The following is a 20,343-nucleotide window of genomic DNA, read 5'->3' on the forward strand; positions in this document are numbered from 1 at the left end:
CAGGAGAGCCCGCAGGGATGCGGGCGAAAGGTGGGGCTGGAACAGGGATGTTCCATCCCCGCCGGTCCGTCAGGCAGGCGAATGGCGTGAAGGTACCGCGTCAGCGGCGCGAGGACCGCCAGCCCCTGAGCGGCCTCAGACTGCGTTATCATCCATGCTTAACTGACAAGTACGCTCCCGGCGTTTTTTGTCACTGTCGCGGGACGCTTTGCTCTTCTGCCCATGCTACTGCCGTTTCGAACATGGGTGCGATGACTTCGTATCCACTTTGCAGACTAAGCATTAAATGCCTTTTTGCTCGCGTCGGGCTTACGCTTTCTTTACCCTTCCTTACATGCGTAAGACATTTTTGTTATGATTATGTGACTAATCCCGCAATACTTTTCTACGATCCCCACACAAATGCTCAGCCTGAACGTAAAAAAACAGTACATCAGCGATCTGGTGGAGTGGATTGAAGCGAATCTGACCGACGACCTTAATATCGATCTGATCACCCTGAAATCTGGTTACTCCAAATGGCATATGCAGCGCATGTTCAAAGAGATGACCGGCCAGACGCTGGCGGCCTATACGCGCAAACGCCGCCTCACCATGTCCGCCATGGCGCTGCGCCTGACGCGCATGCCGCTGATCGACATCGCAGTGCGCTTTGGTTTCGACAACCAGCAGAACTTCACCCGCGTCTTCAAAAACCACTTCTCGCTGACGCCGGGCGCCTTCCGTCGCGTGCCCGATTTGCAGCTGAAAAGCTTTCACGGCCCGATCTCGGTGCATGGCGAAATGCTGCAGGCGCAGCTGGTGGAGCGCGATGAGCTGCAGTTGCGCGGGGAAGTGGTGGAGTGGGAGTGTAAATTCGGCGACTACGTGCGCGACCACGCGCACACCGTGGCGCAGCAGGCGCGCAGCTTTGTGCGCTTCGCCGGTCAGCACGTCGAGCGCGGCTGGCTCGGCTTCCAGTACGGCCCCGGCAGCTCGGCGGCGGAGCAGCAGCACATCAGTCTGTTTCAGGCGCTGGAGAGCCAGCACGCCGATATCATGGGGTCGCATATCGTCAACTGGACCTCGGCGCGCGGGCTTTATGCCACCATCCCCTGGCAGGGCGCGCCGGAACAGCTGACGCGCTTTATCGCCGATCTCTACTACGTGCATCTGCCCGCGCTGGGCGTCGCGCGCCGTCAGGGAAAAGATCTGCTGCGTCTCGATATGAAAGCCTCGACGCCAGACGCGCTGGTCGGCCTCTTCTCTATCCCCGTCACGCTGAGCTAGCAGCGGCTTTTCGTGCGGTGAACTGTGATAAACCGCACGATTTTATAAAATAGATGCGTTTTCTGGCGTAAAATTCCTGCCTTAACCCGGAAGCCGTGCGGATATCGTGCATAAGGCCTGCCGGACTGGATATTCATCTGCCTTTCAGGTTCTTTTCGAACCAGACATATAATACGACGACAACCATGAAACTGACTTCGCTGTTCCTTGTTACGGCGCTTTCTGCTTTGCCGCTTTTTGCCGGCGCCCAGATGGCTGAACCCTTTACGCCGCCTGCGGGCCTGCATCCTCATGCCCAGCCGACCCAGCATGAAATCCTTGGCGACAATGCGCTGCCGCAGCAGTCGCCGAAGCACTTCGGCACCGACGCCTTAAACGACAACCTCTGATCGCCGCGCGCGACCTCCGCGCGCTTCTCTGTTTCGTATGCTCTTCTGTGCGCAGGCATTCGCCTGCGCACCCTTTCGGCTGCGCGGAAATAGCACAATCGATCCTTGCGCCTAAGATATATCATGAGTAATCTGGGCGCCTCAAATGAGAATCATTCTTCTGTTTTCTCACGCATTCACGGCCGCAGCCGGCGGCGTAAAAGGAGGATTTATGCATTCTGACAACCAGGCGTCCCGCAGCCGCGCGCCGCAGCGCGTGCGCAACGAACTGCGCTTTCGCCACATCACCGTCGCCAGCAAAATGCTGGTCGCCAGTGAATTCTGGCGCATCACCTTTCACGGCAGCGATCTGGCTGGCTTCCACTCGCCGGGCTTTGATGACCATATCAAAGTTTTTTTCCCGCAGGAGAGCGGCGCGGAACTGCAGCTGCCGCAGATGACCGACGAAGGCATCGTCTGGCCAGGCGGCGCGCGTCCGCCGGCGCGTGACTATACGCCGCTCGCCTTTGACGGCGAATCGTCGCTGACGCTCGACTTCTATATCCACGACGGCGGCGTCGCCAGCGGCTGGGCGCAGCAGGCAAAAGAGGGCGATCGCCTGATTATGGGCGGCCCGCGCGGCTCGCTGGTGGTGCCGACCGACTACGCGTTTCAGCTCTACGTCTGCGATGAAACCGGCTTGCCGGCGTTCAAACGCCGTCAGGCCGACGCCAGGGCGCAGGCGCTGCATCTGTTCGCCTGCGTGGATGAAGCGACGGGACGCGACTACCTGCCGGATCTGGCTGGCGTCAACGCCCACTGGCTTGGCAGCGGCGCGGCGCAGGTGGATAAGCTGATCGCCGCGCTGGATAACATCGCCGTGCCGCAGGAGGATTACTTTATCTGGCTGACCGGCGAGGGCGACTTCGCCAAAGCGCTCGGCGACTACTTTGTCACGCGTCGCGGCCTCGATCCCGCCTTTGTGCGCGCCGTCGCTTACTGGCACGCCAAATAAGCCGATACCGCCGCCCGTGTTGAATTTTGCCAGGCGGCGGACTACTATCATCCTCCCGTAAAGACTCCCTTCAGGCAGGCAATGAAACAGGATCCGGCTTTCTCGTGTCACCAGGATTCCGCTCCGCGCGGCGGATGCGGCGGTCGCCGTAAGCGACGTGAAAAGATGCTGGACGCCAGCGATATCCGCCTGTTAATGCTGCATTTTCTGGCGCAAAACGACGCACACGGCTACGAGCTGATCAAGTCGATCGAAGAGCTGTCGAAAGGCGAATACTCTCCCAGTCCCGGCATTATCTATCCCAATCTGACGCTGCTGGAAGAGCTGGACGCCATCAGCGTGGTAGACGCGCAGGCGTCGCGCAAAGCCTATACGCTGAATGCGGCGGGACGCGCGCAGCTGGCGGAGCAGCAGCCGCAGGTCGAGCAGCTGATCGAGCGCCTGTCGTCGCTGGCGGTGCTGGTCAATAACCGCAGCATTCCCGACGTCGATCAGGCGATCCACCGTATGCGCACCACGCTCAATAGCCGCCTCGCCCAGCAAGACATATCGCCGGAAACCCTGGCGAAGGTGGTCGAGGCGCTAAACGCGGCGGCGGATAAAATCGCCGCCAGCTAAGCCTCAGCTTTTTTTCTTATCCACATGACCTAACGGCCGATCCGGGAAGCAGACGTCGCGCACGCGCTGCTTCAGCGCCGCCGCGTCGGGAAAGCCGCCGTCGCGTTTACGCTCCCACAGAATGTCGTCATTAATGACAATCTCAAATACCCCGCCGGTGCCCGGCTTCAGCGTGACTGCCGCCAGGTCTTCGGCGAAGGTGTGCAGCAGCTCCTGCGCCATCCAGGCGGAACGCAGCAGCCAGTTACACTGGGTGCAGTAATGGATGGTGATAGAGGGTTTCTCGGTCATAGCGGTTTCCCTGTCGACGTTAGTTTCGCTCTGCACGCAGATTAGCAAATCGTGCGGTGTAAGATACATCTTACTCTAAAGCCAGTTGATAATGATTACCACTTACATTACATTTCTAGCGAAATTATTCATAATAAAAAAGACGTTCTGCTTACGGTTTGATGTGCGAAACCGTACTTTATCTACTGACAGCAAGTAAGTGAGCAAATACTAACAATCAATAAGGTATTTGCGCTTATGTCTTCCATGTTTCAGGGATTCACCCAGCCGCGACTCTGTAAAATCGCGCTGCTGGCTGCCTCGGTTCACGCCGCCTGCGGCTATGCCGCCAGCGAAACGCCTGCCAGCGAAAAAAGCAGCGCCGACCCGGTCATGACCGTTACCGCGCCGAAGCCAAAGGCGGGCAATAAAACCACATTATCCGCCGCCGACCTGCAAAAACGCGGGGCCAACGACTTCGGCTCCATTATGCGTTACGAGCCGCTGATCAGCGCCACTGGATCGGCGGGCGGCTCCTCCTCAGGCAAAAGCGGCTTCGACCGCGCGGGCTACAGCGGCTACAACATTCGCGGCCTGGAGAGCAACCGCGTCGGGCTCGACGTTGACGGCATTCCCCTGCCGGACGCCACCGGCCGTCCCTACGTTAGCCGCGTCGGCAACAACACCTTCGGCATCGGGCGCGGCGACTATATCGATCCCTATATGTTCGGCAGCGTCGAGATTGAAAAGGGCGCGACCGCGGTCGATCAGCCCAACGCCTCGATTGGCGGCAACGTCTCGTTTCACAACAAAAGCGCCGACGACTATCTGAGCGGCAGCAAAAACAGTTACTTCGGCTATCAGAGTAACTACAACTCCGCCGACCGCAGCTGGCACAACGGCATCACGGCGGCAGCGGGCGACGATGAACTGCGCGGCCTGTTTGTCTACAGCCGCCGCGACGGTCAGGAGACGCAAAACAACAGCGGCGTGAAGCAGGCCTATCCGGCTAACTGGCACTCCGACGCCTTTATGACCTCCGGCATCTGGCAGCCCAATGACCAGCACAAGCTGAGCGCCACTTTTGACTACTACCACAAAACCAACCACACCCACTACGACGGCTGGGATACCTCCGGCAATACCGTCTGGGGCACCTCGCAGCAGCAGAGCGACACGCGCCGCTTCGGCGTCAGCCTGGCGGATGAGTGGACGCCCTACAACGATCTGCTCGACACTCTGACCACGCGCCTTTACTGGCAGAAAACCGAGTCGCACGACAATACCTGGATGCCGAGTAGCGCCAGCGCCTGGGAAAGGGTCTATTCCGATTACAACACCCGCAGCCTCGGCTTCGACACGCGCGCCACGAAAATCGTCGGCCGCCACGAGCTGAGCGCTGGGGTTAACGCCCACACCGAGAGCACCGAGCGCCCGTTCCGTCAGTCGCCCACGCCGAGCCAGTACAGCGTGATCATGCAGCCGCAGGCCGACAGCCGCAGCTACACCGTCGCCGGCTACCTGCAGGATAAGATCAACTTCGACCTCGACAGCCACGGCTTCGCAGTGATCCCCGGCGTGCGCGTAATGTATCAGAACACCAAACCGCGCAACCTTTCCGATCTCACCGCTGGCAGTAGCGTGCTGACCGAAGAGCAGCTGGAAACGCTCTACGGCTCCGGCAACAGCGATACCGAAGTGCTGCCGTCGCTTACCCTGCAGTACGATCTGACGCCGGCGCTCATCACCTATTTGCAGTACAAGCGCGGCGTCGAGTTCCCGACCGCCAGCCAGCTTTACGGCTCCTGGAACCTCGGCTCCAGCTATGCGGGCCGCGCGCAGTATGCGCTGGTCGGCAACGCCGATCTCGACACCGAAACCAGCAACAACTTTGAGTGGGGAGTGAAAGGCCAGGCGGTGGAAGGCGTGACGGTGAACGCCTCGCTGTTCTACAACCAGTACAAAAACTTTATCGCCTACACGCGCTATACCCGCGCCGGCAACCCTGACAAGTTCGTTAACGTGCCGGGCAATATTTACACCACCTACCAGGCGGAGAACCGCGACAAGGCCTATATCTACGGCGCGGAGCTGGCGACTAAACTCAACTTCGGCAGCTGGTTCCAGCAGGTCGACGGGCTGAGCGCCACCTTTGCGCTGGGCTATAACGAAGGGAAGTCGAAGTCGAGCTATTCAGGCGACAAGTATGTCGATCTCGACAGCGTCGCGCCGCTGAAGGCGATCGTCGGGCTGGCGTGGGATGACGTGCAGCGCGGCTATGGCGCGGCGGTCACCGCAACCTTCGTCAAAGGCAAACGCGCCACGGAAACCAACCGCGAAAGCTACACCAACAGCGGCGCGGCGCTCACCGACGCCACCAGCGAGTATATGCGCGTGCCGGGTTATGGCATGGTAGATGCAACGGCCTACTGGCAGGTGGCGAAGAACGTCAGGCTGAGCGGCGGCATCTATAACCTGACCGACCGCAAATACTGGGACTACACCAGCAGCCGCGAGCTGACCAGCGAGACGGCGCAGGATCGCAACGATGTGGCGCTGGCGGTGATGCCGGGCCGCACGTACCAGCTGGGCGTCAACGTCGATTTCTAATCACTCGTCCGCCCTGCGCTGAGGCAGGGCGTTTTTGCTACGGGAGCAACGCGCAATGAATCCACTGTTTCAACATTATCAAACGCTGAAAAGCAGCCACCCGAAAAAATACGCCCGCGATCTGGCCGCGCTGATGGGCATCAGCGAAGCGGCGCTGTGCGACGCCCGCGTCGGTCAGGACGCGCAGCGGCTACAGCCGCAGTTCCGCGAGCTGCTGCAGGCGCTGGAAGCGGTCGGCGAAACCAAAAATATCACCCGCAACGACTATGCGGTGCATGAGCATCTTGGCAGCTATCAGAACCTTAAAATGGGCGATCACGCCGGGCTGGTGCTAAACCCGCGCGCGCTCGATCTGCGTCTGTTTCCCGGCCAGTGGCGCAGCGCGTTTTTCCTGCGCGAGCAGAGCGCGCACGGTGAGCGGCAGAGCATTCAGATTTTCGACCGTCACGGCGACGCAGTGCTGAAAATTTACGCCACCGACCATACTGACATGCCGGCCTGGCAGGCGCTGATCGCGCGCTTCGCTGACGAGGCGCCCGCCGCGCTGCACGTCGACGCGCCAGAGCCGGCCAGCTTCGCCGAAGAGATCGACGCCGCCGCTATCGAGAGTGAGTGGCGCGCCATGACCGACGTGCATCAGTTCTTTGGCCTGCTGAAGCGCCATAACGTCTCGCGCCCGCAGGCGTTCCGCGCGGCGGGCAGCGATCTGGCGTGGCGCGTGGAGAACGACGCGCTGGCGCGGCTGCTAACGCTGGCGCAGCAGGAAGGCAATGAAATCATGATCTTCGTCGGCAATCGCGGCTGCACCCAGATCTTTACCGGCGCGGTGGAAAAAGTGGTGCCGATGGAGAACTGGCTCAATATTTTCAACCCGCGCTTTACGCTGCACCTGATGGCGGACCAGATCCACGAGAGCTGGGTGACACGCAAACCCGGCAGCGACGGCTTCGTCACCAGCCTGGAGCTGTTCGCCGCCGACGGCACGCAGATCGCGCAGCTCTACGGCCAGCGCAGCGAAGGCACGCCGGAGCAGGCGCGCTGGCGCGAGCAGGTGACCTCGCTAAGCGCGGCGGGAGAAGTGGCATGAAACGCCTGATCCCCTGGCTGCTGCTGCTGGCGCTGCCGTCGCTGGCGGCGGAGCGCGTTATCTCAATCGGCGGCGACGTCACGCAGATTGTCTATGCGCTGGGCGGCCAGCAGGCGCTGGTGGCGCGCGACAGCACCAGCCAGCATCCGGCGCTGGCGAAAAAGCTGCCGGATATCGGCTATATGCGTCAGCTTAACGCCGAGGGCATTCTGGCGCTGAAGCCGACGCTGGTGCTGAGCAGCGAGCAGGCGAAACCCTCGCTGGCGCTGCAGCAGATCGCCCAGGCGGGCGTAAAGGTCGTGGAAGTTACCGGCGAGAACAGCCTTGATGCTATCCCGAAAAAGATCCTGACCATCGGCAAGGCGCTGCAGCGCGAGGAAGAGGCGCAGACGCTGGCGCAGCAGGTGAGCCGCACGCTGGCGGCGCTGCCGACGCGGCCGCTGCCGGTAAAAGTGCTGTTTATTATGACCCACAGCGGCATGAAGTCGCTGGCGGCGGGCAGCGACACCGCCGCCGACGGCGCCATCCGCAGCGCCGGGCTGGTCAACGCGATGGGCGCGGTGCCGCACTATCAGCCGCTGTCGCAGGAGGGCGTTATCGCCGCCGCGCCGGATCTGGTGGTGATCGGCGATGACGGGCTGAAAACCCTGGGCGATGAAGAGAAGGTGTGGCAGTTGCCTGGCCTGGCGCTGACGCCGGCGGGCCAGCAGAAGAACCTGCTGGTAATCGACGAAATGGCGCTGCTCGGCTTCGGTCTCGACACCCCTGGCGCCCTCGTGAAGCTGCGCAAAGCGGCGGAAGCGGCACGGCATGAGTAATCCGCGCGCGCTGCGCTGGCTGGCGCTGATGCTGATCGCCATGCTGGCGGCAGTGGCGCTGGCGGCGAATCTCGGCGCGATGACGCTGTCGCCGCGCGCTCTGTGGCTGGCGCCGCTCAGCGACACCCTCTGGCAGATCTGGCTTAACATCCGCCTGCCGCGCGTGCTGCTGGCAGTGGTCATCGGCATGGCGCTGGCGGTGTCCGGCGCGGTGATGCAGGGGCTATTTCGCAACCCGCTCGCCGATCCCGGCCTGCTCGGCATCAGCAGCGGCGCGGGGCTGGCGGTGGCGATCGCCATTGTGTTGCCGCTGGCGCTGCCGCCCCTGCTGCTGCTCTGGCTGCCGAGCGTGGCGGCCTTTCTCGGCAGCCTGGCGGTGATGGCGCTGATCTTCAGCTTCAGCCAGCTGGCGCAGGGCAGTCTGGCGCGTCTGCTGCTGGTGGGTATCGCCATCAACGCGCTGTGCGGCGCGGCGGTGGGCGTGCTCGCCTGGCTGAGCAACGATCAGCAGCTGCGCCAGCTCTCGCTGTGGGGCATGGGCAGCCTGAGCCAGGCGCAGTGGCCGATGCTGGCGGTGTGCGCCGCCTTTATTCTGCCGTCGCTGCTGCTCACGCAGCTGCGTGCGCGTCATCTTAATCTGCTGCAGCTGGGGGAAGAGGACGCGCACTATATGGGCATCGACGTGCGCCGCACCCAGCGGCAGCTGCTGGTGCTGAGCGCGCTGCTGGTGGGCGCGGCGGTGTCGGTAAGCGGCATTATCGGCTTTGTCGGGCTGGTGGTGCCGCACGTGATGCGCTTCTGTCTTGGAAGCGATCACCGCTGGATGCTGCCTGGATCGGCGCTGGCGGGCGCGCTGCTGCTGCTGCTGGCGGATACGCTGGCGCGCACGGTGGTGGTGCCGGCCGAAATGCCGGTAGGGCTGCTGACCAGCCTGCTGGGCGGCCCCTGGTTTCTCTGGCTGATCCTGCGTCAGCAGCGAGGAGGTGAGTGATGGAACAGTTAGAAGCGCGCAGCCTGCGCTACGCACAGGGCGGACGGCAGCTGATCGACACGCTGGATCTGGCGCTTAAGCCAGGCGAAATGGTGGCGCTGATCGGCCCCAACGGCGCGGGCAAGTCGACGCTGCTGCGCATGCTGACCGGCTTTGTAACGCCGGACAGCGGCGAGTGCCGACTGGGGGATCGCCCGCTTGCCGCGTGGCCGCGTCAGCAGCTGGCGCAGCGGCGTGCGGTGATGCGCCAGCAAAATCTGGTCACCTTCTCGCTGCCCGCCGCCGGCGTGGTGGCGATGGGTCGCGCGCCCTGGCCCAGCGCGGGCGCAGAGGCGATTGTCGACGAGGTGATGGCGCTGACCGGCTGCAGCGAACTGGCCGGACGCGACTATCGGCTGCTCTCCGGCGGCGAGCAGCAGCGCGTGCAGCTGGCGCGCGTGCTGGCGCAGCTGTGGCGCGACGGCGCGCCGCGCGGCTGGCTGTTTCTCGATGAGCCGACCTCGGCGCTCGATCTCTTCTGGCAGCAGAGTACGCTGCGCCTGCTGCATCGTTTATCACGCCAGGGCGATTTAGGCGTCTGCGCCGTGCTGCACGATCTCAACCTCGCCGCGCTCTGGGCGGATCGCATCCTGCTGCTGCATCAGGGCAGGCTGGTGGCGCAGGGCTCGCCGCAGGCGGTGATGACCGAAGCGACGCTGACGCGCTGGTATCAGGCGGAGCTGCGCGTCACCGCGCATCACGAGAGCGGCAGGCCGGTGATCCAGCTGCGCGCCTGACGCCGTTTGGCTTACTATTCATGGCGTTAGCCTTTAGCGGCGCGCCAATTTTCAACCATACTTTGTAGACTGAAACCATAAACAGGGAAGCAAAGTATGACCGATGCATTAGATCACGCCGCCGAACAGCTTGGCGAGCGGCTTCTTTCCTCTGAGTGGCGGTTAGCGACCGCCGAATCCTGCACCGCCGGCCTGATCAGCATGACGCTGGCGAAGGTAGAAAACAGCGGCAACTTCTACACCAGCGGCTTCGTCACCTACAGCGACAATGCAAAGAGCCAGCTACTGGGCGTCCGGCCGGAAACCCTTGAGGCGCACACCGCCGTCAGCGAGCAGACCGCGCGCGAGATGGCGACAGGCGCGCGCGCGCGTTCCGGCGAGCCGGTCAGCCTGGCGATCACCGGCTATGCCGGGCCGGACGGTGGCGAAGACGGCACGCCGGCGGGCACTATCTGGTTTGGCTGGGCGCTGCCGGACGGCAGCGTCGTGGCGGAGATGCGGCGCTTTGAGGGCGAGCCGAAATCAGTAATGGAGCAGGGCGCGCAGTTCGCGCTGGCGCGTCTTGACGTGCTGCTGCGCGACGTCGCCCTGCATCAAAAGGCTTAACGACAATCGACAATCAGGCGGCCGCGCACCTTGCCGTCCAGCAGATCCTGCGCGCCCTGTTTCGCCTCGCTGAGCGGGATCAGGGTGGCGAGCTGCGTCAGAGTGTCGCCGTTCAGCAGTTCGCCGAGGCGCTGCCACGCCTGCTGGCGCAGCGGTTTCGGGCACATCACGCTGTCGACGCCGGTCAGCGTCACGCCGCGCAGGATAAAGGGCGCGACGCTGGCGGGCAGATCCAGCCCCTGCGCCATGCCGCAGGCGGCCACCACGCCGTCGCGCTGCGTTGCGGCCAGTACGTTGCTCAGCGTATGGCTGCCGACGCTGTCGATTGCCGCCGCCCAGCGCTCTTTCGCCAGCGGCTTGCCGGGCTGCGACAGCTCGCTGCGGTCGATAACCGAACGCGCGCCGAGCGTGTCGATCAGGTAGGCTTCGTCGCTGGCGCGTCCGCTGGCGGCAACCACCTCAAAGCCGAGACGCGACAGCAGGCTGACGCTAAAGCTGCCGACGCCGCCGCTGGCGCCGGTCACCAGCACCGGGCCGCGATCCGGCGTGACGCCCTGTTTTTCCAGCGCCATCACGCACAGCATCGCGGTAAAGCCAGCCGTGCCGATCGCCATAGTTTGCAGCGGGCTGAGCGAGGCGGGCACCTCCACCAGCCAGTCGCCAGAGACGCTCGCTTTCTGCGCCAGGCCGCCCCACTGTTTTTCGCCAACGCCCCAGCCGGTCAGCAGCGCGACGTCGTCCAGCTGCCATTCAGGATGGCGGCTGGCGGTGACGCGGCCGACGAAATCGATGCCCGGCACCATCGGAAACTGACGCACGATTGGCCCTTTATTGCAGATGGCGAGCGCGTCTTTGTAGTTCAGCGTGGAGTAAGCGACATCGAGGGTAACGTCATGGTCGGGCAGCTGGGATTCGTTAAGCTGTTTCAGGTTGGTGCGATAGCCTTGCTCATCATTTTCAATGACTAATGCGGTAAACATGCAGCCTCCGGCAAGCAGGAAATGTGCGGCTCAGTCTACTCTTCCCCGGCGGTAAGGGGTAGCGAAGGCAGGATGCATAACCTTTCATAACACAAAGATAATTAAGCGTTTATGTAAATGCTTTTTATTTAAATTCATTATTTTTCATTGAGTTGTGATTTTGTTGTCTGCAAGCTTATTTACTTTTCTCGGTTGTTCGCGCGCAAAAAAAATGACATTATTGCGCCTCTTTTTCGCTTACCTGCTGAGGATGCCGCCTGTGACCAGAATCCTGCGCCACCGCGCCTGTTTACGCGCGCACTATCCAGCACCTGGGGCGATCTCTCTATCGACGCGCTTCCCGCTCACCATGCGGTGAGGCCAGCTAAACGTTCGCTGTTGGGCATGCGTAAAGACAGACACGATCTGGCTTTACTGATGTCTATCGGGGGCGGCTTTTCCCCTTTTTCCGTTTCCGCCTGACGTTATTCGCCGGGGAATCTTCCCCATTGCCGTGCCTCTGGCACCCACTCATCCTTCACCGTTGGGGATTTGTGTTATGACACCACTGAAAATTGCCGCCAGCGCCGCCGTCGCGCCGGGCCTTACCCTGAATACCGCGCGTGACGTAGTGACGCTGGACAACACCGACTTTACCGACGTGGCGGCGGTGGTCGTTTCGCTGGCCGATACGCGCAGCGGCGTGCTGGCGCTGCTGCGCCATACCGGCTTTAACCTGCCGGTGTTTGTTGCCAACGCCTGGGAAGAGGATGTGCTGCATCTGCCGGGCGTGACCGGCGAGCTGAACGGCTCGGCAGAAGAGTGGGCGGCACTGGAAGCGGCCGCGGCAGAATATGAGGCGAACCTGCTGCCGCCGTTTTTCGACACGTTAACGCGCTATGTCGATATGCAGAACAGCACCTTCGCCTGTCCGGGGCATCAGGGCGGCGCATTTTTCCGCAAGCATCCGGCGGGGCGGCAGTTCTTCGATTTCTACGGCGAAAACGTTTTTCGCTCCGATATGTGCAACGCCGACGTTAAGCTCGGGGATCTGCTGATCCACGAAGGCTCGGCGAAAGACGCGCAGAAGTTCGCGGCGAAGGTGTTCAACGCCGATAAAACCTACTTCGTGCTGAACGGCACCTCCAGCGCCAACAAAGTGGTGACCAACGCGCTGCTGACGCGCGGCGATCTGGTGCTGTTCGACCGCAATAACCATAAATCGAACCATCACGGCGCGCTGATTCAGGCGGGCGCCACGCCGGTCTATCTGGAGGCGGCGCGAAATCCGTTCGGCTTTATCGGCGGCATCGACGCGCACTGCTTCGACGAGGGCTGGCTGCGCGAGCAAATTAAAGCAGTGGCGCCGCAGCGCGCCGGTGACGCGCGCCCGTTCCGACTGGCGATTATTCAGCTCGGCACCTATGACGGCACGGTCTATAACGCGCGTCAGGTGGTGGATCGCATCGGCCACCTGTGCGACTACATTCTGTTTGACTCCGCGTGGCTCGGCTATGAGCAGTTTATCCCGGTGATGGCGGGCACCTCGCCGCTGACGCTGGAGCTTAACGAGAACGATCCTGGCATTTTCGTCACCCAGTCGGTGCACAAGCAGCTGGCGGGCTTCTCGCAGACCTCGCAGATCCATAAAAAAGATAACCATATTCACGGCCAGCGGCGCTTTTGCCCGCACAAGCGGCTGAATAACGCCTTTATGCTGCACGCCTCTACCAGCCCGTTTTACCCGCTGTTCGCCGCGCTGGACGTGAACGCCAAAATGCATCAGGGCGAAGCGGGCCGTCAGATGTGGCAGTCGTGCGTGACGCTCGGCATCGAGGCGCGCAAGGCGATCCTCGAACGCTGCGAGATGATCCTGCCGTTTGTGCCGGAGCAGGTAGACGGCAAACGCTGGCAGGATGCGCCGACCGAGGCGATTGCCCGCGACAGCCGCTACTTTAGCTTTGAGCCAGAGGCGAAATGGCACGGCTTTGCCGGTTATGCGCAGGATCAGTATCTGGTCGATCCCTGCAAGCTGCTGCTGACCACGCCAGGCATCGACGCGGCGAGCGGCGAATACGCCAGCTTCGGCATTCCTGCCACCATTCTGGCGAACTATCTGCGCGAAAACGGCATCGTGCCGGAGAAGTGCGATCTCAACTCAATTCTGTTTCTGCTGACGCCAGCGGAAAGCCCGGAGAAGATGGCGCATCTGGTGGCGATGCTGGCGCAGTTCGAGCAGCACGTGCGAGAGGATGCGCCGCTGGCGGAGGTGTTGCCGACGATTTATCGCAAGAACCAGGCGCGCTATAAGGGCTATACCCTGCGTCAGCTCTGTCAGGAGATGCACGATCTTTATGTCAGCTTCGACGTCAAGGATCTGCAGAAGGCGATGTTCCGCCAGCAGAGTTTCCCGGCAGTAGAGGTGAACCCGCAGGATGCGCATCAGGCCTATATTCGCGGCGAGGTCGAGCTGGTGCCGATCGCCGAGGCCGAAGGGCGCATCGCCGCCGAAGGGGCGCTGCCTTATCCGCCAGGCGTGCTCTGCGTGGTGCCGGGGGAAGTGTGGGGCGGCGCGGTGCAGCGCTATTTCCTCGCGCTGGAAGAGGGTGTCAATCAGCTGCCAGGCTTCTCGCCGGAGCTGCAGGGAGTGTATACCGAGGATGATGGCCAGGGGCGCAAACAGCTGGTGGCGAACATGATGGTGGAGGGGCGCCAGGCCGGGCGGTAGCGGCGGCGGGTTTGTCTGCTGCGCAGACGGGCCTTGGGTTCGCTGCGCGAACCGGCTATGAGCGGGTTCCGGCCGACAGACGGGTTTGTCTGCTGCGCAGACGGGCCTTGGTGCAGGTTTCGTTCGCCCGACAGCCGGGCAGTTTCATTTCGCCCGCTGCGGGCGACCGAGCAGGGCCGGTAGGCGCCGGCCCTGCACCCGCGCCCCGGGCCAGCTCACCCGCCCGCTGCGCGGGTCCCTTCGCTCTCTCAGGATTTCTGACGGACCGGCTGGATTCGCCATCCCTGGCTCATGCCAGCCTCTTCGCGGCATCCCTGCCGCTCGTCCTGAAATCCTTCCTCCGCTCAGCGGCTGCGATGGCCCCCACAACCCCCGCTGCAAATCTCGTAAGTTTCATGACGACCTTCGTCGCTGAAAGCGTGAGTTATGCGTTCAGACGACGCTGTCGTTAATGAAGAATCAGGAATCACAGGCGGGGCAGTGTCAGAGGCATCCGACACGCTGAGGCGCGCACGGCGGCCAGGACGAGCCGACAGGATGTCGGCGAGAGGGAGGGCCAGGCCAGGACGGCCTGTCCCGACGGGTCCGTGCGGCCGACGTAAGCAACGAAGGGACCGCGCGGAGCGCGGCGTGGAGGCTGCCGGAAGCCGGGATTGTTAAGGGGCTGGCGAGCCCCTTAACACGCACGCCAGCAGCGGAGCGGCTGAAACTCCCTGCCGTCTGGCGGGCGGAACCCGCTCATAGCCGCCTGCGTAGCAGGCAAACCCGCCAGCAGGCAATCCATCAATAACGCCGATAGCTGCGCTGCGCCGTACTCACCTTATACAGATAGCGCCGCGACTCCGCCGACGGATGCTGCGTCGTCAGCGTGTTATAAACCTGCCCCGGCGACATATTGTTAATGGTGTTAAAGGCGCGATCCTTATCGCTGGAGAACACGCGCAGCACGCTGCCCGCGCCGCCGTTATAGGCGGTGATCACCGCATAGCGACGCGACAGCGGATCCTGAATGCCGCCCAGATAGCTGTTTTGCAGCAGCGAAAGGTAGGCGGTGCCCGCGTCGATATTGTTCTCAGGATCGAGCAGATAGCTGCGGCTCGGCTTGCCCCATTTGCCCTTCATGCGGAACACGTCGACACCCGCGGTGTGCTGCACCACCTGCATCAGACCCAGCGCGTCGGAATGGCTCACCGCATAGGGGTTGAAGCTCGACTCGGTCTGCATAATCGCCAGGATCAGCGACGCGTCGACGCCGTACTGCTCGGCGGCTTTACGCACCATCGGCAGATATTTGTGCGCACGCTTGTCGAGATGGTTAGGCACCATCGGAATGGTCACGGAGTAGATCACATGCAGGCCAGAGACGCGGCGCTGCAGTTTATTTTGCAGCAGATAATCGGCGAAGGTGCCCGCGCGGCCCTGCCAGCGAATCGGCTGTCCGGTGTTATCCAGCACCTGACCGTAGAGCAGCGGCTCTTTGCTGATCACGATGTCGTTGGCGTCGGAGTAGAGGTCGACATTGCCCGGATCGTCGCCGATCAGCAGCGTGGTGACGATCGCCTGGCGCAGGCTGGCCATCGGATCGGTACCAGAAATGGTTTCGATAGTGATGTTGCCGCTTTCGAAGTTGATATGGCTGCGGGTGTAATAGTTGTCGCTGTATTTGACGTAATCTTTCGGTCCGGCGATCAGAACCTCATTGATACCCCAAATGTTCTCAATGTTATGCGCAAACTGGCCCATTAAAATGTCGAAGCCGTTGGTGTCCTTTACCCACTCTTCGTGATACTGCGAAGACTTCTTTCCTGAGCAGGAGACCAACAGCGGAGCGATCACCAGCAGGGCTAATAATTTCTTATTCATTGTAAATACGTGCCTGACCCGGAAAAGAGAGGGGCCTCACGCTGAGGCCCTAAAAATTATGCTTCTGGCGGCGTATAGCCTTCGATGTGGACCTCTTTGCCTTCAAACAGGAAATTCACCATCTCCTTCTCCAGCACCTTGCGGTCTTCCGGATTCATCATGTTGAGCTTCTTCTCGTTGATCAACATGGTCTGTTTAGCCATCCACTTCTGCCAGGCTTCTTTTGAGATTTCATTGTAGATGCGCTTACCGATTTCGCCCGGGTAGAGCTGAAAATCCTGACCTTCAGCGTCGCGCTGTAAAAACGTACAAAAAATCGTGCGGCTCATTACTTTTCCTCTCTAATCTCATGCCGGGACAGGGCCAGCTGTTGCGGATGACGCAGCTCGTGCAAAAGCCGTTCAACCGGCGCCGCCAGCCCCACTGACGGCGGCTGGGCTAAGTTATACCAGAGACCGCCGGGTTCATCCATCGCCGCCCCGACAGATGACCATGATAGCCACATTGGCACGATATCCAGATGAAAATGACTGAAGGTGTGACGAAATGCGGTCAGCTGCTGCGGCTTCGTATGGATGCCGCGCGCCTGCAGCCAGTCGTGCAGCGCCTCCTCGCTGGTGAACTGCGGGAAGCAGTACAAACCGCCCCACAATCCCACCGGCGGACGCTGCTCCAGCCAGACGTCGTCGCCATCCTGCAGCAGCAAAAACCAGCCGCTGCGCTCCGGCAGTATCTGCTTTGGCTTTTTGCCGGGATAGCTCGCCTGGCTGTTGTTGGCGTAGGCGATGCAGCCGCTATTCAGCGGGCAGATGTCGCATTTGGGCTTTGAACGGGTGCAGACCAGCGCACCGAGATCCATCATCGCCTGATTGAACTGGCTGACCCCTTGCGCCGGCGTCACCGTCTCGCTGATCTCCCACAGCCGCTTCTCGACATCCTTTTTACCCGGCCAGCCGCCGACGGCGTAGCAGCGCGCCAGCACGCGCTTCACGTTGCCGTCGAGGATGGGGAAATGCTGACCGAGCGACAGCGACAGCACCGCGCCCGCGGTGGAGCGCCCGACGCCGGGCAGCGCCGCGACGTCGTCGAAATTGCGCGGGAACTCGCCCTTATGTTGGTCGACGACCTGCTTCGCCGCCTTATGCAGATTGCGCGCGCGGGCGTAGTAGCCCAGCCCGGTCCACAGATGCAGCACCTCGTCGAGCGGCGCGGCGGCCAGATCGGCGACGGTGGGGAAGCGCGCCATAAAGCGTTCGAAATAGGGAATAACGGTGGCGACCTGGGTCTGCTGCAGCATTACTTCAGAGAGCCACACCTTATAAGGCGTTTTCTCCTGCTGCCACGGCAGGGTCTTGCGGCCAAAGCGCTGATACCACTCCAGCACCTGTTGCGCGAACTGCGGCGCTTGCATCATAAGAAGGAAATTTTCCGTGATTACTCTACACTCAGGCAGGCATTCCAGCACAGGCGCAGCCCCGGTGTAAACCTGAAGATTGCAAGGGCTTGCTTCTGCTAATTAACTTTGCATAATGCGCCTTTCCCCAAACAGGCTACTCAGCAGGCTACAACATGATTAATGACGTCATCACTCCGGAATTTGATGAGAACGGGCGGCCATTGCGCCGTATTCGCAGTTTTGTGCGCCGCCAGGGGCGTCTGACCAAAGGACAGCAGCTGGCGCTCGACCAATACTGGCCGGAGATGGGCGTAGAGTTTCAACCCGAGCCGCTGGATCTGACGCACCTGTTTGGCCGCGAGGCGCCGGTGGTGCTGGAGATCGGCTTTGGCATGGGCGCCTCACTGGTGACCATGGCGCAGAATAATCCGCAGCAGAACTTCCTCGGCATCGAAGTGCACGCGCCGGGCGTCGGCGCCTGCCTCGCCTCCGCGAAAGAGGCAGAGGTCGAGAACCTGCGGGTGATGTGCCACGACGCGGTGGAAGTGCTGGAGAAGATGATCCCGGACAACTCGCTGCGCATGGTGCAGCTTTTCTTCCCCGATCCCTGGCATAAAGCGCGCCACAACAAGCGCCGCATCGTGCAGGTGCCGTTCGCCGAGCTGGTGATGCGCAAGCTGAAGCTGGGCGGCGTCTTCCATATGGCGACCGACTGGGAAGCCTACGCCGAACATATGCTGGAAGTGATGAGCAGCATCGACGGCTATCAAAACCAGTCTGAGACACAGAATTACGTGCCGCGTCCCGAGACGCGCCCCCTGACCAAGTTTGAGCAGCGCGGGCAGCGTCTGGGCCACGGCGTTTGGGACTTAATGTTTGAGAGGATTAAATAATGGCCACACAACGCAGCCGCCGTTTACGTAAAAAACTGCATATCGACGAGTTTCAGGAGCTGGGCTTTTCAGTCGCCTGGCGCTTCGCCGAGGGCACCTCTGAACAGCAGATTGATAAAACCGTCGACGACTTTATCAACGAAGTGATCGCGCCTAACGGCCTCGCCTATGACGGCAGCGGCTATCTGGTGTGGGAAGGTCTGATCTGCCTGCAGAAGACCGGCAAATGCACCGACGAGCACCGCGAGCTGGTGCGTAAATGGCTGGAAGCGCGTCAGCTGAATGATGTGCAGGTGACCGAACTTTTCGACGTCTGGTGGGACTAATATTTTTATCCGGCGTTGAGCCCGCTTCAGGCTGGCTTACTTGCGCTACCGACAGCGACCTGTCATTACCGCGCCTGGTTCACATAGTAGGGAGAGATTATGGTTCGTAAAACGCTTATCGCCACGCTGCTGCTGGCAGCGACGCAGGCGCAGGCTGCCTGGGAGTGCAGCGTAAAACCGCAGGATGACGTGGTGCTCAAACCGCAGAGCGTGCAGGTGGTCGGCGCCAACGGCAACCTGCAGATCTCTCCGCAGGGCGATGTGCAGTTCAATGGCCAGAAGGTGGCGGTGAACAGTGCGCAGCGCCAGCAGGCGATTGACTACCAGAACGCGCTGCGTCGCGATCTGCCGTGGATCGACAACGGCGCCTCGTCGCGTCTGGAGAAGGGCCGCGTGGCGCTGGATAGGGTGATTGTCGAGAAGCTTGGCGCTGACAGCAACGTGCGCAACCGTCTGACCACGCTTAACGGCCAGCTGAAGCAGCAGATGAACCGCATTATCGAGCATCGCGACGACGGTCTGACCTTTCATCATCAGGCGATCGATCAGGTGCGCGCCGACGGCGAGCGTCTGGTGCAGAGCACCATGGGCGGCGTGCTGCAGGATAGCCTGAACGAGATGGGCACAAAGCAGGCGAGCGGCAGCAATCCGCTGCAGGCGATTATGGGCAATCTGGGTGGGCTGCAGCAGTCGATTCAGGCGGAGTGGAGCAATCAGGAGCAGGATTTCAAAAACTTCGGCCAGGAAGTGTGCAATCGCGTGATTAGCCTGGAAGACCAGCGCAAAAAGCTGGTGGGCAGCGTGAAGTCGTAAGCCGTGCTGTCGGGGCATAACGTTATCGCCCCGACAGTATCTCAGCGCGCCGTTACATCAGGCGCTACTCATTGCCCCACTGATTCAAAAACTCCGCGATCTCGTCGATGCGCTGCGCGTCGATACCCGCTTCGTCGGCCATCTCCTGCTGCGCCTCTTCGCTGATCTCTTCGTTGTTCATCAGGCGCGTAATCAGCAGCTGAAAATAGCGCGCCAGCGCGTCGCGCTCCGACTCGCCCACCGGCTTTGCGGCTTCCGTCGCATACTCATCGGCAACGTCATAGAATCTGATCGGAATTTCATCGTTCATAAAAGGTCTCCAGGGTAACGCCTGTCTACTAATGGGGGCTGTCTGCGGAATCTCACACCTTGAGCATTTTTGCCGTGGCGTCGACGTCGATCTCATCTTCCGAGAAGATCAGCGTCGTTCCCTGGAAGGTGGTAATCGCCAGCTTTTTCACCGAGCGCATTTCGCCGGGCTTCACGTCGGTTTTCGGCCGGATGTTGTTCAGCAGCGAGCCGACAGAGAGCACGGTGTTCTCTTTATCGATGCGGGTATCGGCCGGCACCTCTTCGCTGAACACCACGAAAGATTTGATGGCGGTGAGCTTGATACGTTCGCCAGCGATAAAGATGTACTTACTCTCCGGCACCACCTTCACCGCATAGGCCGACAGCCCTTTGCTGTTGGTGGTGGGCTCAAAGGTCACCGCCGCATTCTTCTTGATCAGCTCAGGGTTGGCGACCTTAATCACATGAAAGTAGCGGTTGTCGCCGTTCTCATCTTTGATAAATCCAAAGCCCTTGTCCTGAAACCAGGTTGTGATCGTTCCGTTCATCGCCGTTACCGCCTGTTTAATCGTTAATCTACTCAGTTTTTACAGCGCGCAGTGTAATGCACAATGGCCGTGCCGACTACGGCTTTGGGGTAAGTGTG

At 61.2% G+C, this 20,343-nt stretch carries 21 protein-coding genes; 14 read left to right on the forward strand and 7 right to left on the reverse strand.

Translation table 11 applies throughout. From position 1 onward, the window contains the following. Window positions 1-402: 402 nt before the first annotated feature. The 4 genes from B2J69_RS17100 to B2J69_RS17115 all read left to right on the forward strand — a co-directional run bounded on the left by B2J69_RS17100 (window position 403) and on the right by B2J69_RS17115 (window position 3,270). A complete protein-coding gene (locus tag B2J69_RS17100; RefSeq protein ID WP_081140848.1) occupies window positions 403-1,269 on the forward strand; it encodes a helix-turn-helix domain-containing protein in 867 nt (288 codons plus the stop codon). Between the two features lie 185 nt (window positions 1,270-1,454). Further along, the gene (locus tag B2J69_RS17105) at window positions 1,455-1,658 is read left to right on the forward strand and encodes a hypothetical protein (RefSeq protein WP_081140849.1); all 204 of its coding nucleotides are present in this window, start codon (window positions 1,455-1,457) and stop codon (window positions 1,656-1,658) included. Between the two features lie 211 nt (window positions 1,659-1,869). Next, window positions 1,870-2,652, forward strand: a complete 783-nt coding sequence (locus B2J69_RS17110) for a siderophore-interacting protein (protein WP_081140850.1) — start codon at window positions 1,870-1,872, stop codon at window positions 2,650-2,652. 81 nt (window positions 2,653-2,733) lie between these two features. Continuing rightward, window positions 2,734-3,270: a PadR family transcriptional regulator gene (locus B2J69_RS17115; protein ID WP_081140851.1), complete on the forward strand. Its 537-nt coding sequence runs from the start codon at window positions 2,734-2,736 to the stop codon at window positions 3,268-3,270. 3 nt (window positions 3,271-3,273) lie between these two features. Here B2J69_RS17115 and B2J69_RS17120 read toward each other — a convergent pair whose 3' ends face one another. Continuing rightward, window positions 3,274-3,561 carry a SelT/SelW/SelH family protein gene (locus B2J69_RS17120; protein ID WP_081140852.1) on the reverse strand — a complete coding sequence of 96 codons (288 nt, stop codon included), beginning with the start codon at window positions 3,559-3,561 and terminating at the stop codon, window positions 3,274-3,276. A gap of 237 nt (window positions 3,562-3,798) precedes the next feature. Between B2J69_RS17120 and B2J69_RS17125 the strand changes: the two genes are divergently transcribed. The 6 genes from B2J69_RS17125 (at window position 3,799) to B2J69_RS17150 (ending at window position 10,428) form a co-directional block, all read left to right on the forward strand. Beyond that, complete coding sequence (locus B2J69_RS17125) at window positions 3,799-6,150, forward strand: TonB-dependent receptor domain-containing protein (RefSeq protein ID WP_081140853.1); 2,352 nt, start codon at window positions 3,799-3,801, stop codon at window positions 6,148-6,150. 55 nt (window positions 6,151-6,205) lie between these two features. Next, window positions 6,206-7,237, forward strand: coding sequence for a hemin-degrading factor (locus B2J69_RS17130; protein WP_081140854.1), 1,032 nt, complete (start codon window positions 6,206-6,208; stop codon window positions 7,235-7,237). Then, window positions 7,234-8,055: a heme/hemin ABC transporter substrate-binding protein gene (locus B2J69_RS17135; protein ID WP_081140855.1), complete on the forward strand. Its 822-nt coding sequence runs from the start codon at window positions 7,234-7,236 to the stop codon at window positions 8,053-8,055. Before B2J69_RS17130 ends, B2J69_RS17135 begins: the two co-directional genes overlap by 4 nt. Further along, window positions 8,048-9,046, forward strand: coding sequence for a FecCD family ABC transporter permease (locus B2J69_RS17140; protein ID WP_081140856.1), 999 nt, complete (start codon window positions 8,048-8,050; stop codon window positions 9,044-9,046). Before B2J69_RS17135 ends, B2J69_RS17140 begins: the two co-directional genes overlap by 8 nt. Next, window positions 9,046-9,822, forward strand: a complete 777-nt coding sequence (locus B2J69_RS17145; RefSeq protein WP_174580922.1) for a heme ABC transporter ATP-binding protein — start codon at window positions 9,046-9,048, stop codon at window positions 9,820-9,822. The genes B2J69_RS17140 and B2J69_RS17145 overlap by 1 nt, the downstream gene beginning before the upstream one ends. A gap of 96 nt (window positions 9,823-9,918) precedes the next feature. Continuing rightward, window positions 9,919-10,428 (forward strand): CinA family protein, encoded by a 510-nt coding sequence (locus B2J69_RS17150; RefSeq protein ID WP_081140858.1) that lies wholly within the window; start codon window positions 9,919-9,921, stop codon window positions 10,426-10,428. Here the strand turns inward: B2J69_RS17150 and acuI are convergent. Continuing rightward, on the reverse strand, window positions 10,425-11,408 hold the full coding sequence (acuI, locus tag B2J69_RS17155; protein ID WP_081140859.1) for an acrylyl-CoA reductase (NADPH): 984 nt from the start codon (window positions 11,406-11,408) through the stop codon (window positions 10,425-10,427). The two genes, B2J69_RS17150 and acuI, sit on opposite strands and share 4 nt — an antisense overlap. Before the next feature lie 538 nt (window positions 11,409-11,946). Between acuI and B2J69_RS17160 the strand changes: the two genes are divergently transcribed. After that, entirely contained in the window at window positions 11,947-14,115 is a 2,169-nt protein-coding gene (locus tag B2J69_RS17160; protein ID WP_081140860.1) for an ornithine decarboxylase, read from the forward strand. 783 nt (window positions 14,116-14,898) lie between these two features. Here the strand turns inward: B2J69_RS17160 and mltC are convergent. The 3 genes from mltC to mutY are packed head-to-tail and all read right to left on the reverse strand — an operon-like array spanning window position 14,899 to window position 17,392. Then, entirely contained in the window at window positions 14,899-15,978 is a 1,080-nt protein-coding gene (gene mltC / locus B2J69_RS17165; protein ID WP_081140861.1) for a membrane-bound lytic murein transglycosylase MltC, read from the reverse strand. Between the two features lie 56 nt (window positions 15,979-16,034). Further along, window positions 16,035-16,307: an oxidative damage protection protein gene (locus tag B2J69_RS17170; protein WP_033752305.1), complete on the reverse strand. Its 273-nt coding sequence runs from the start codon at window positions 16,305-16,307 to the stop codon at window positions 16,035-16,037. Beyond that, a complete protein-coding gene (gene mutY / locus B2J69_RS17175; RefSeq protein WP_081140862.1) occupies window positions 16,307-17,392 on the reverse strand; it encodes an A/G-specific adenine glycosylase in 1,086 nt (361 codons plus the stop codon). The genes B2J69_RS17170 and mutY overlap by 1 nt, the downstream gene beginning before the upstream one ends. A 155-nt stretch (window positions 17,393-17,547) precedes the next feature. Between mutY and trmB the strand changes: the two genes are divergently transcribed. The 3 genes from trmB (at window position 17,548) to B2J69_RS17190 (ending at window position 19,406) form a co-directional block, all read left to right on the forward strand. After that, window positions 17,548-18,267, forward strand: coding sequence for a tRNA (guanosine(46)-N7)-methyltransferase TrmB (gene trmB / locus B2J69_RS17180; protein WP_081140863.1), 720 nt, complete (start codon window positions 17,548-17,550; stop codon window positions 18,265-18,267). Beyond that, a complete protein-coding gene (locus B2J69_RS17185; protein ID WP_081140864.1) occupies window positions 18,267-18,593 on the forward strand; it encodes a YggL family protein in 327 nt (108 codons plus the stop codon). Before trmB ends, B2J69_RS17185 begins: the two co-directional genes overlap by 1 nt. 99 nt (window positions 18,594-18,692) lie before the next feature. Continuing rightward, window positions 18,693-19,406: a YggN family protein gene (locus B2J69_RS17190; protein ID WP_081140865.1), complete on the forward strand. Its 714-nt coding sequence runs from the start codon at window positions 18,693-18,695 to the stop codon at window positions 19,404-19,406. Between the two features lie 64 nt (window positions 19,407-19,470). Here the strand turns inward: B2J69_RS17190 and B2J69_RS17195 are convergent, their stop codons facing one another. Both B2J69_RS17195 and B2J69_RS17200 read right to left on the reverse strand, forming a co-directional pair. Continuing rightward, window positions 19,471-19,716, reverse strand: coding sequence for a DUF2543 family protein (locus B2J69_RS17195; protein ID WP_081140866.1), 246 nt, complete (start codon window positions 19,714-19,716; stop codon window positions 19,471-19,473). A 52-nt stretch (window positions 19,717-19,768) separates the two neighbouring features. After that, window positions 19,769-20,245, reverse strand: coding sequence for a cold-shock protein (locus tag B2J69_RS17200; protein ID WP_081140867.1), 477 nt, complete (start codon window positions 20,243-20,245; stop codon window positions 19,769-19,771). Window positions 20,246-20,343 lie beyond the last annotated feature (98 nt).

The organism is Pantoea latae (genome assembly GCF_002077695.1).
GTDB classification, from domain to species: domain Bacteria; phylum Pseudomonadota; class Gammaproteobacteria; order Enterobacterales; family Enterobacteriaceae; genus Pantoea; species Pantoea latae.

What these genes read in the sequence shown, in the direction of transcription:
- B2J69_RS17100 (WP_081140848.1), top strand. Translation starts at nt 403, where the DNA reads ATGCTCAGCCTGAACGTAAAAAAACAGTACATCAGCGATCTGGTGGAG.
- B2J69_RS17105 (WP_081140849.1), top strand. Translation starts at nt 1,455, where the DNA reads ATGAAACTGACTTCGCTGTTCCTTGTTACGGCGCTTTCTGCTTTGCCG.
- B2J69_RS17110 (WP_081140850.1), top strand. Translation starts at nt 1,870, where the DNA reads ATGCATTCTGACAACCAGGCGTCCCGCAGCCGCGCGCCGCAGCGCGTG.
- B2J69_RS17115 (WP_081140851.1), top strand. Translation starts at nt 2,734, where the DNA reads ATGAAACAGGATCCGGCTTTCTCGTGTCACCAGGATTCCGCTCCGCGC.
- B2J69_RS17120 (WP_081140852.1), bottom strand. Translation starts at nt 3,561, where the DNA reads ATGACCGAGAAACCCTCTATCACCATCCATTACTGCACCCAGTGTAAC.
- B2J69_RS17125 (WP_081140853.1), top strand. Translation starts at nt 3,799, where the DNA reads ATGTCTTCCATGTTTCAGGGATTCACCCAGCCGCGACTCTGTAAAATC.
- B2J69_RS17130 (WP_081140854.1), top strand. Translation starts at nt 6,206, where the DNA reads ATGAATCCACTGTTTCAACATTATCAAACGCTGAAAAGCAGCCACCCG.
- B2J69_RS17135 (WP_081140855.1), top strand. Translation starts at nt 7,234, where the DNA reads ATGAAACGCCTGATCCCCTGGCTGCTGCTGCTGGCGCTGCCGTCGCTG.
- B2J69_RS17140 (WP_081140856.1), top strand. Translation starts at nt 8,048, where the DNA reads ATGAGTAATCCGCGCGCGCTGCGCTGGCTGGCGCTGATGCTGATCGCC.
- B2J69_RS17145 (WP_174580922.1), top strand. Translation starts at nt 9,046, where the DNA reads ATGGAACAGTTAGAAGCGCGCAGCCTGCGCTACGCACAGGGCGGACGG.
- B2J69_RS17150 (WP_081140858.1), top strand. Translation starts at nt 9,919, where the DNA reads ATGACCGATGCATTAGATCACGCCGCCGAACAGCTTGGCGAGCGGCTT.
- acuI (WP_081140859.1), bottom strand. Translation starts at nt 11,408, where the DNA reads ATGTTTACCGCATTAGTCATTGAAAATGATGAGCAAGGCTATCGCACC.
- B2J69_RS17160 (WP_081140860.1), top strand. Translation starts at nt 11,947, where the DNA reads ATGACACCACTGAAAATTGCCGCCAGCGCCGCCGTCGCGCCGGGCCTT.
- mltC (WP_081140861.1), bottom strand. Translation starts at nt 15,978, where the DNA reads ATGAATAAGAAATTATTAGCCCTGCTGGTGATCGCTCCGCTGTTGGTC.
- B2J69_RS17170 (WP_033752305.1), bottom strand. Translation starts at nt 16,307, where the DNA reads ATGAGCCGCACGATTTTTTGTACGTTTTTACAGCGCGACGCTGAAGGT.
- mutY (WP_081140862.1), bottom strand. Translation starts at nt 17,392, where the DNA reads ATGATGCAAGCGCCGCAGTTCGCGCAACAGGTGCTGGAGTGGTATCAG.
- trmB (WP_081140863.1), top strand. Translation starts at nt 17,548, where the DNA reads ATGATTAATGACGTCATCACTCCGGAATTTGATGAGAACGGGCGGCCA.
- B2J69_RS17185 (WP_081140864.1), top strand. Translation starts at nt 18,267, where the DNA reads ATGGCCACACAACGCAGCCGCCGTTTACGTAAAAAACTGCATATCGAC.
- B2J69_RS17190 (WP_081140865.1), top strand. Translation starts at nt 18,693, where the DNA reads ATGGTTCGTAAAACGCTTATCGCCACGCTGCTGCTGGCAGCGACGCAG.
- B2J69_RS17195 (WP_081140866.1), bottom strand. Translation starts at nt 19,716, where the DNA reads ATGAACGATGAAATTCCGATCAGATTCTATGACGTTGCCGATGAGTAT.
- B2J69_RS17200 (WP_081140867.1), bottom strand. Translation starts at nt 20,245, where the DNA reads ATGAACGGAACGATCACAACCTGGTTTCAGGACAAGGGCTTTGGATTT.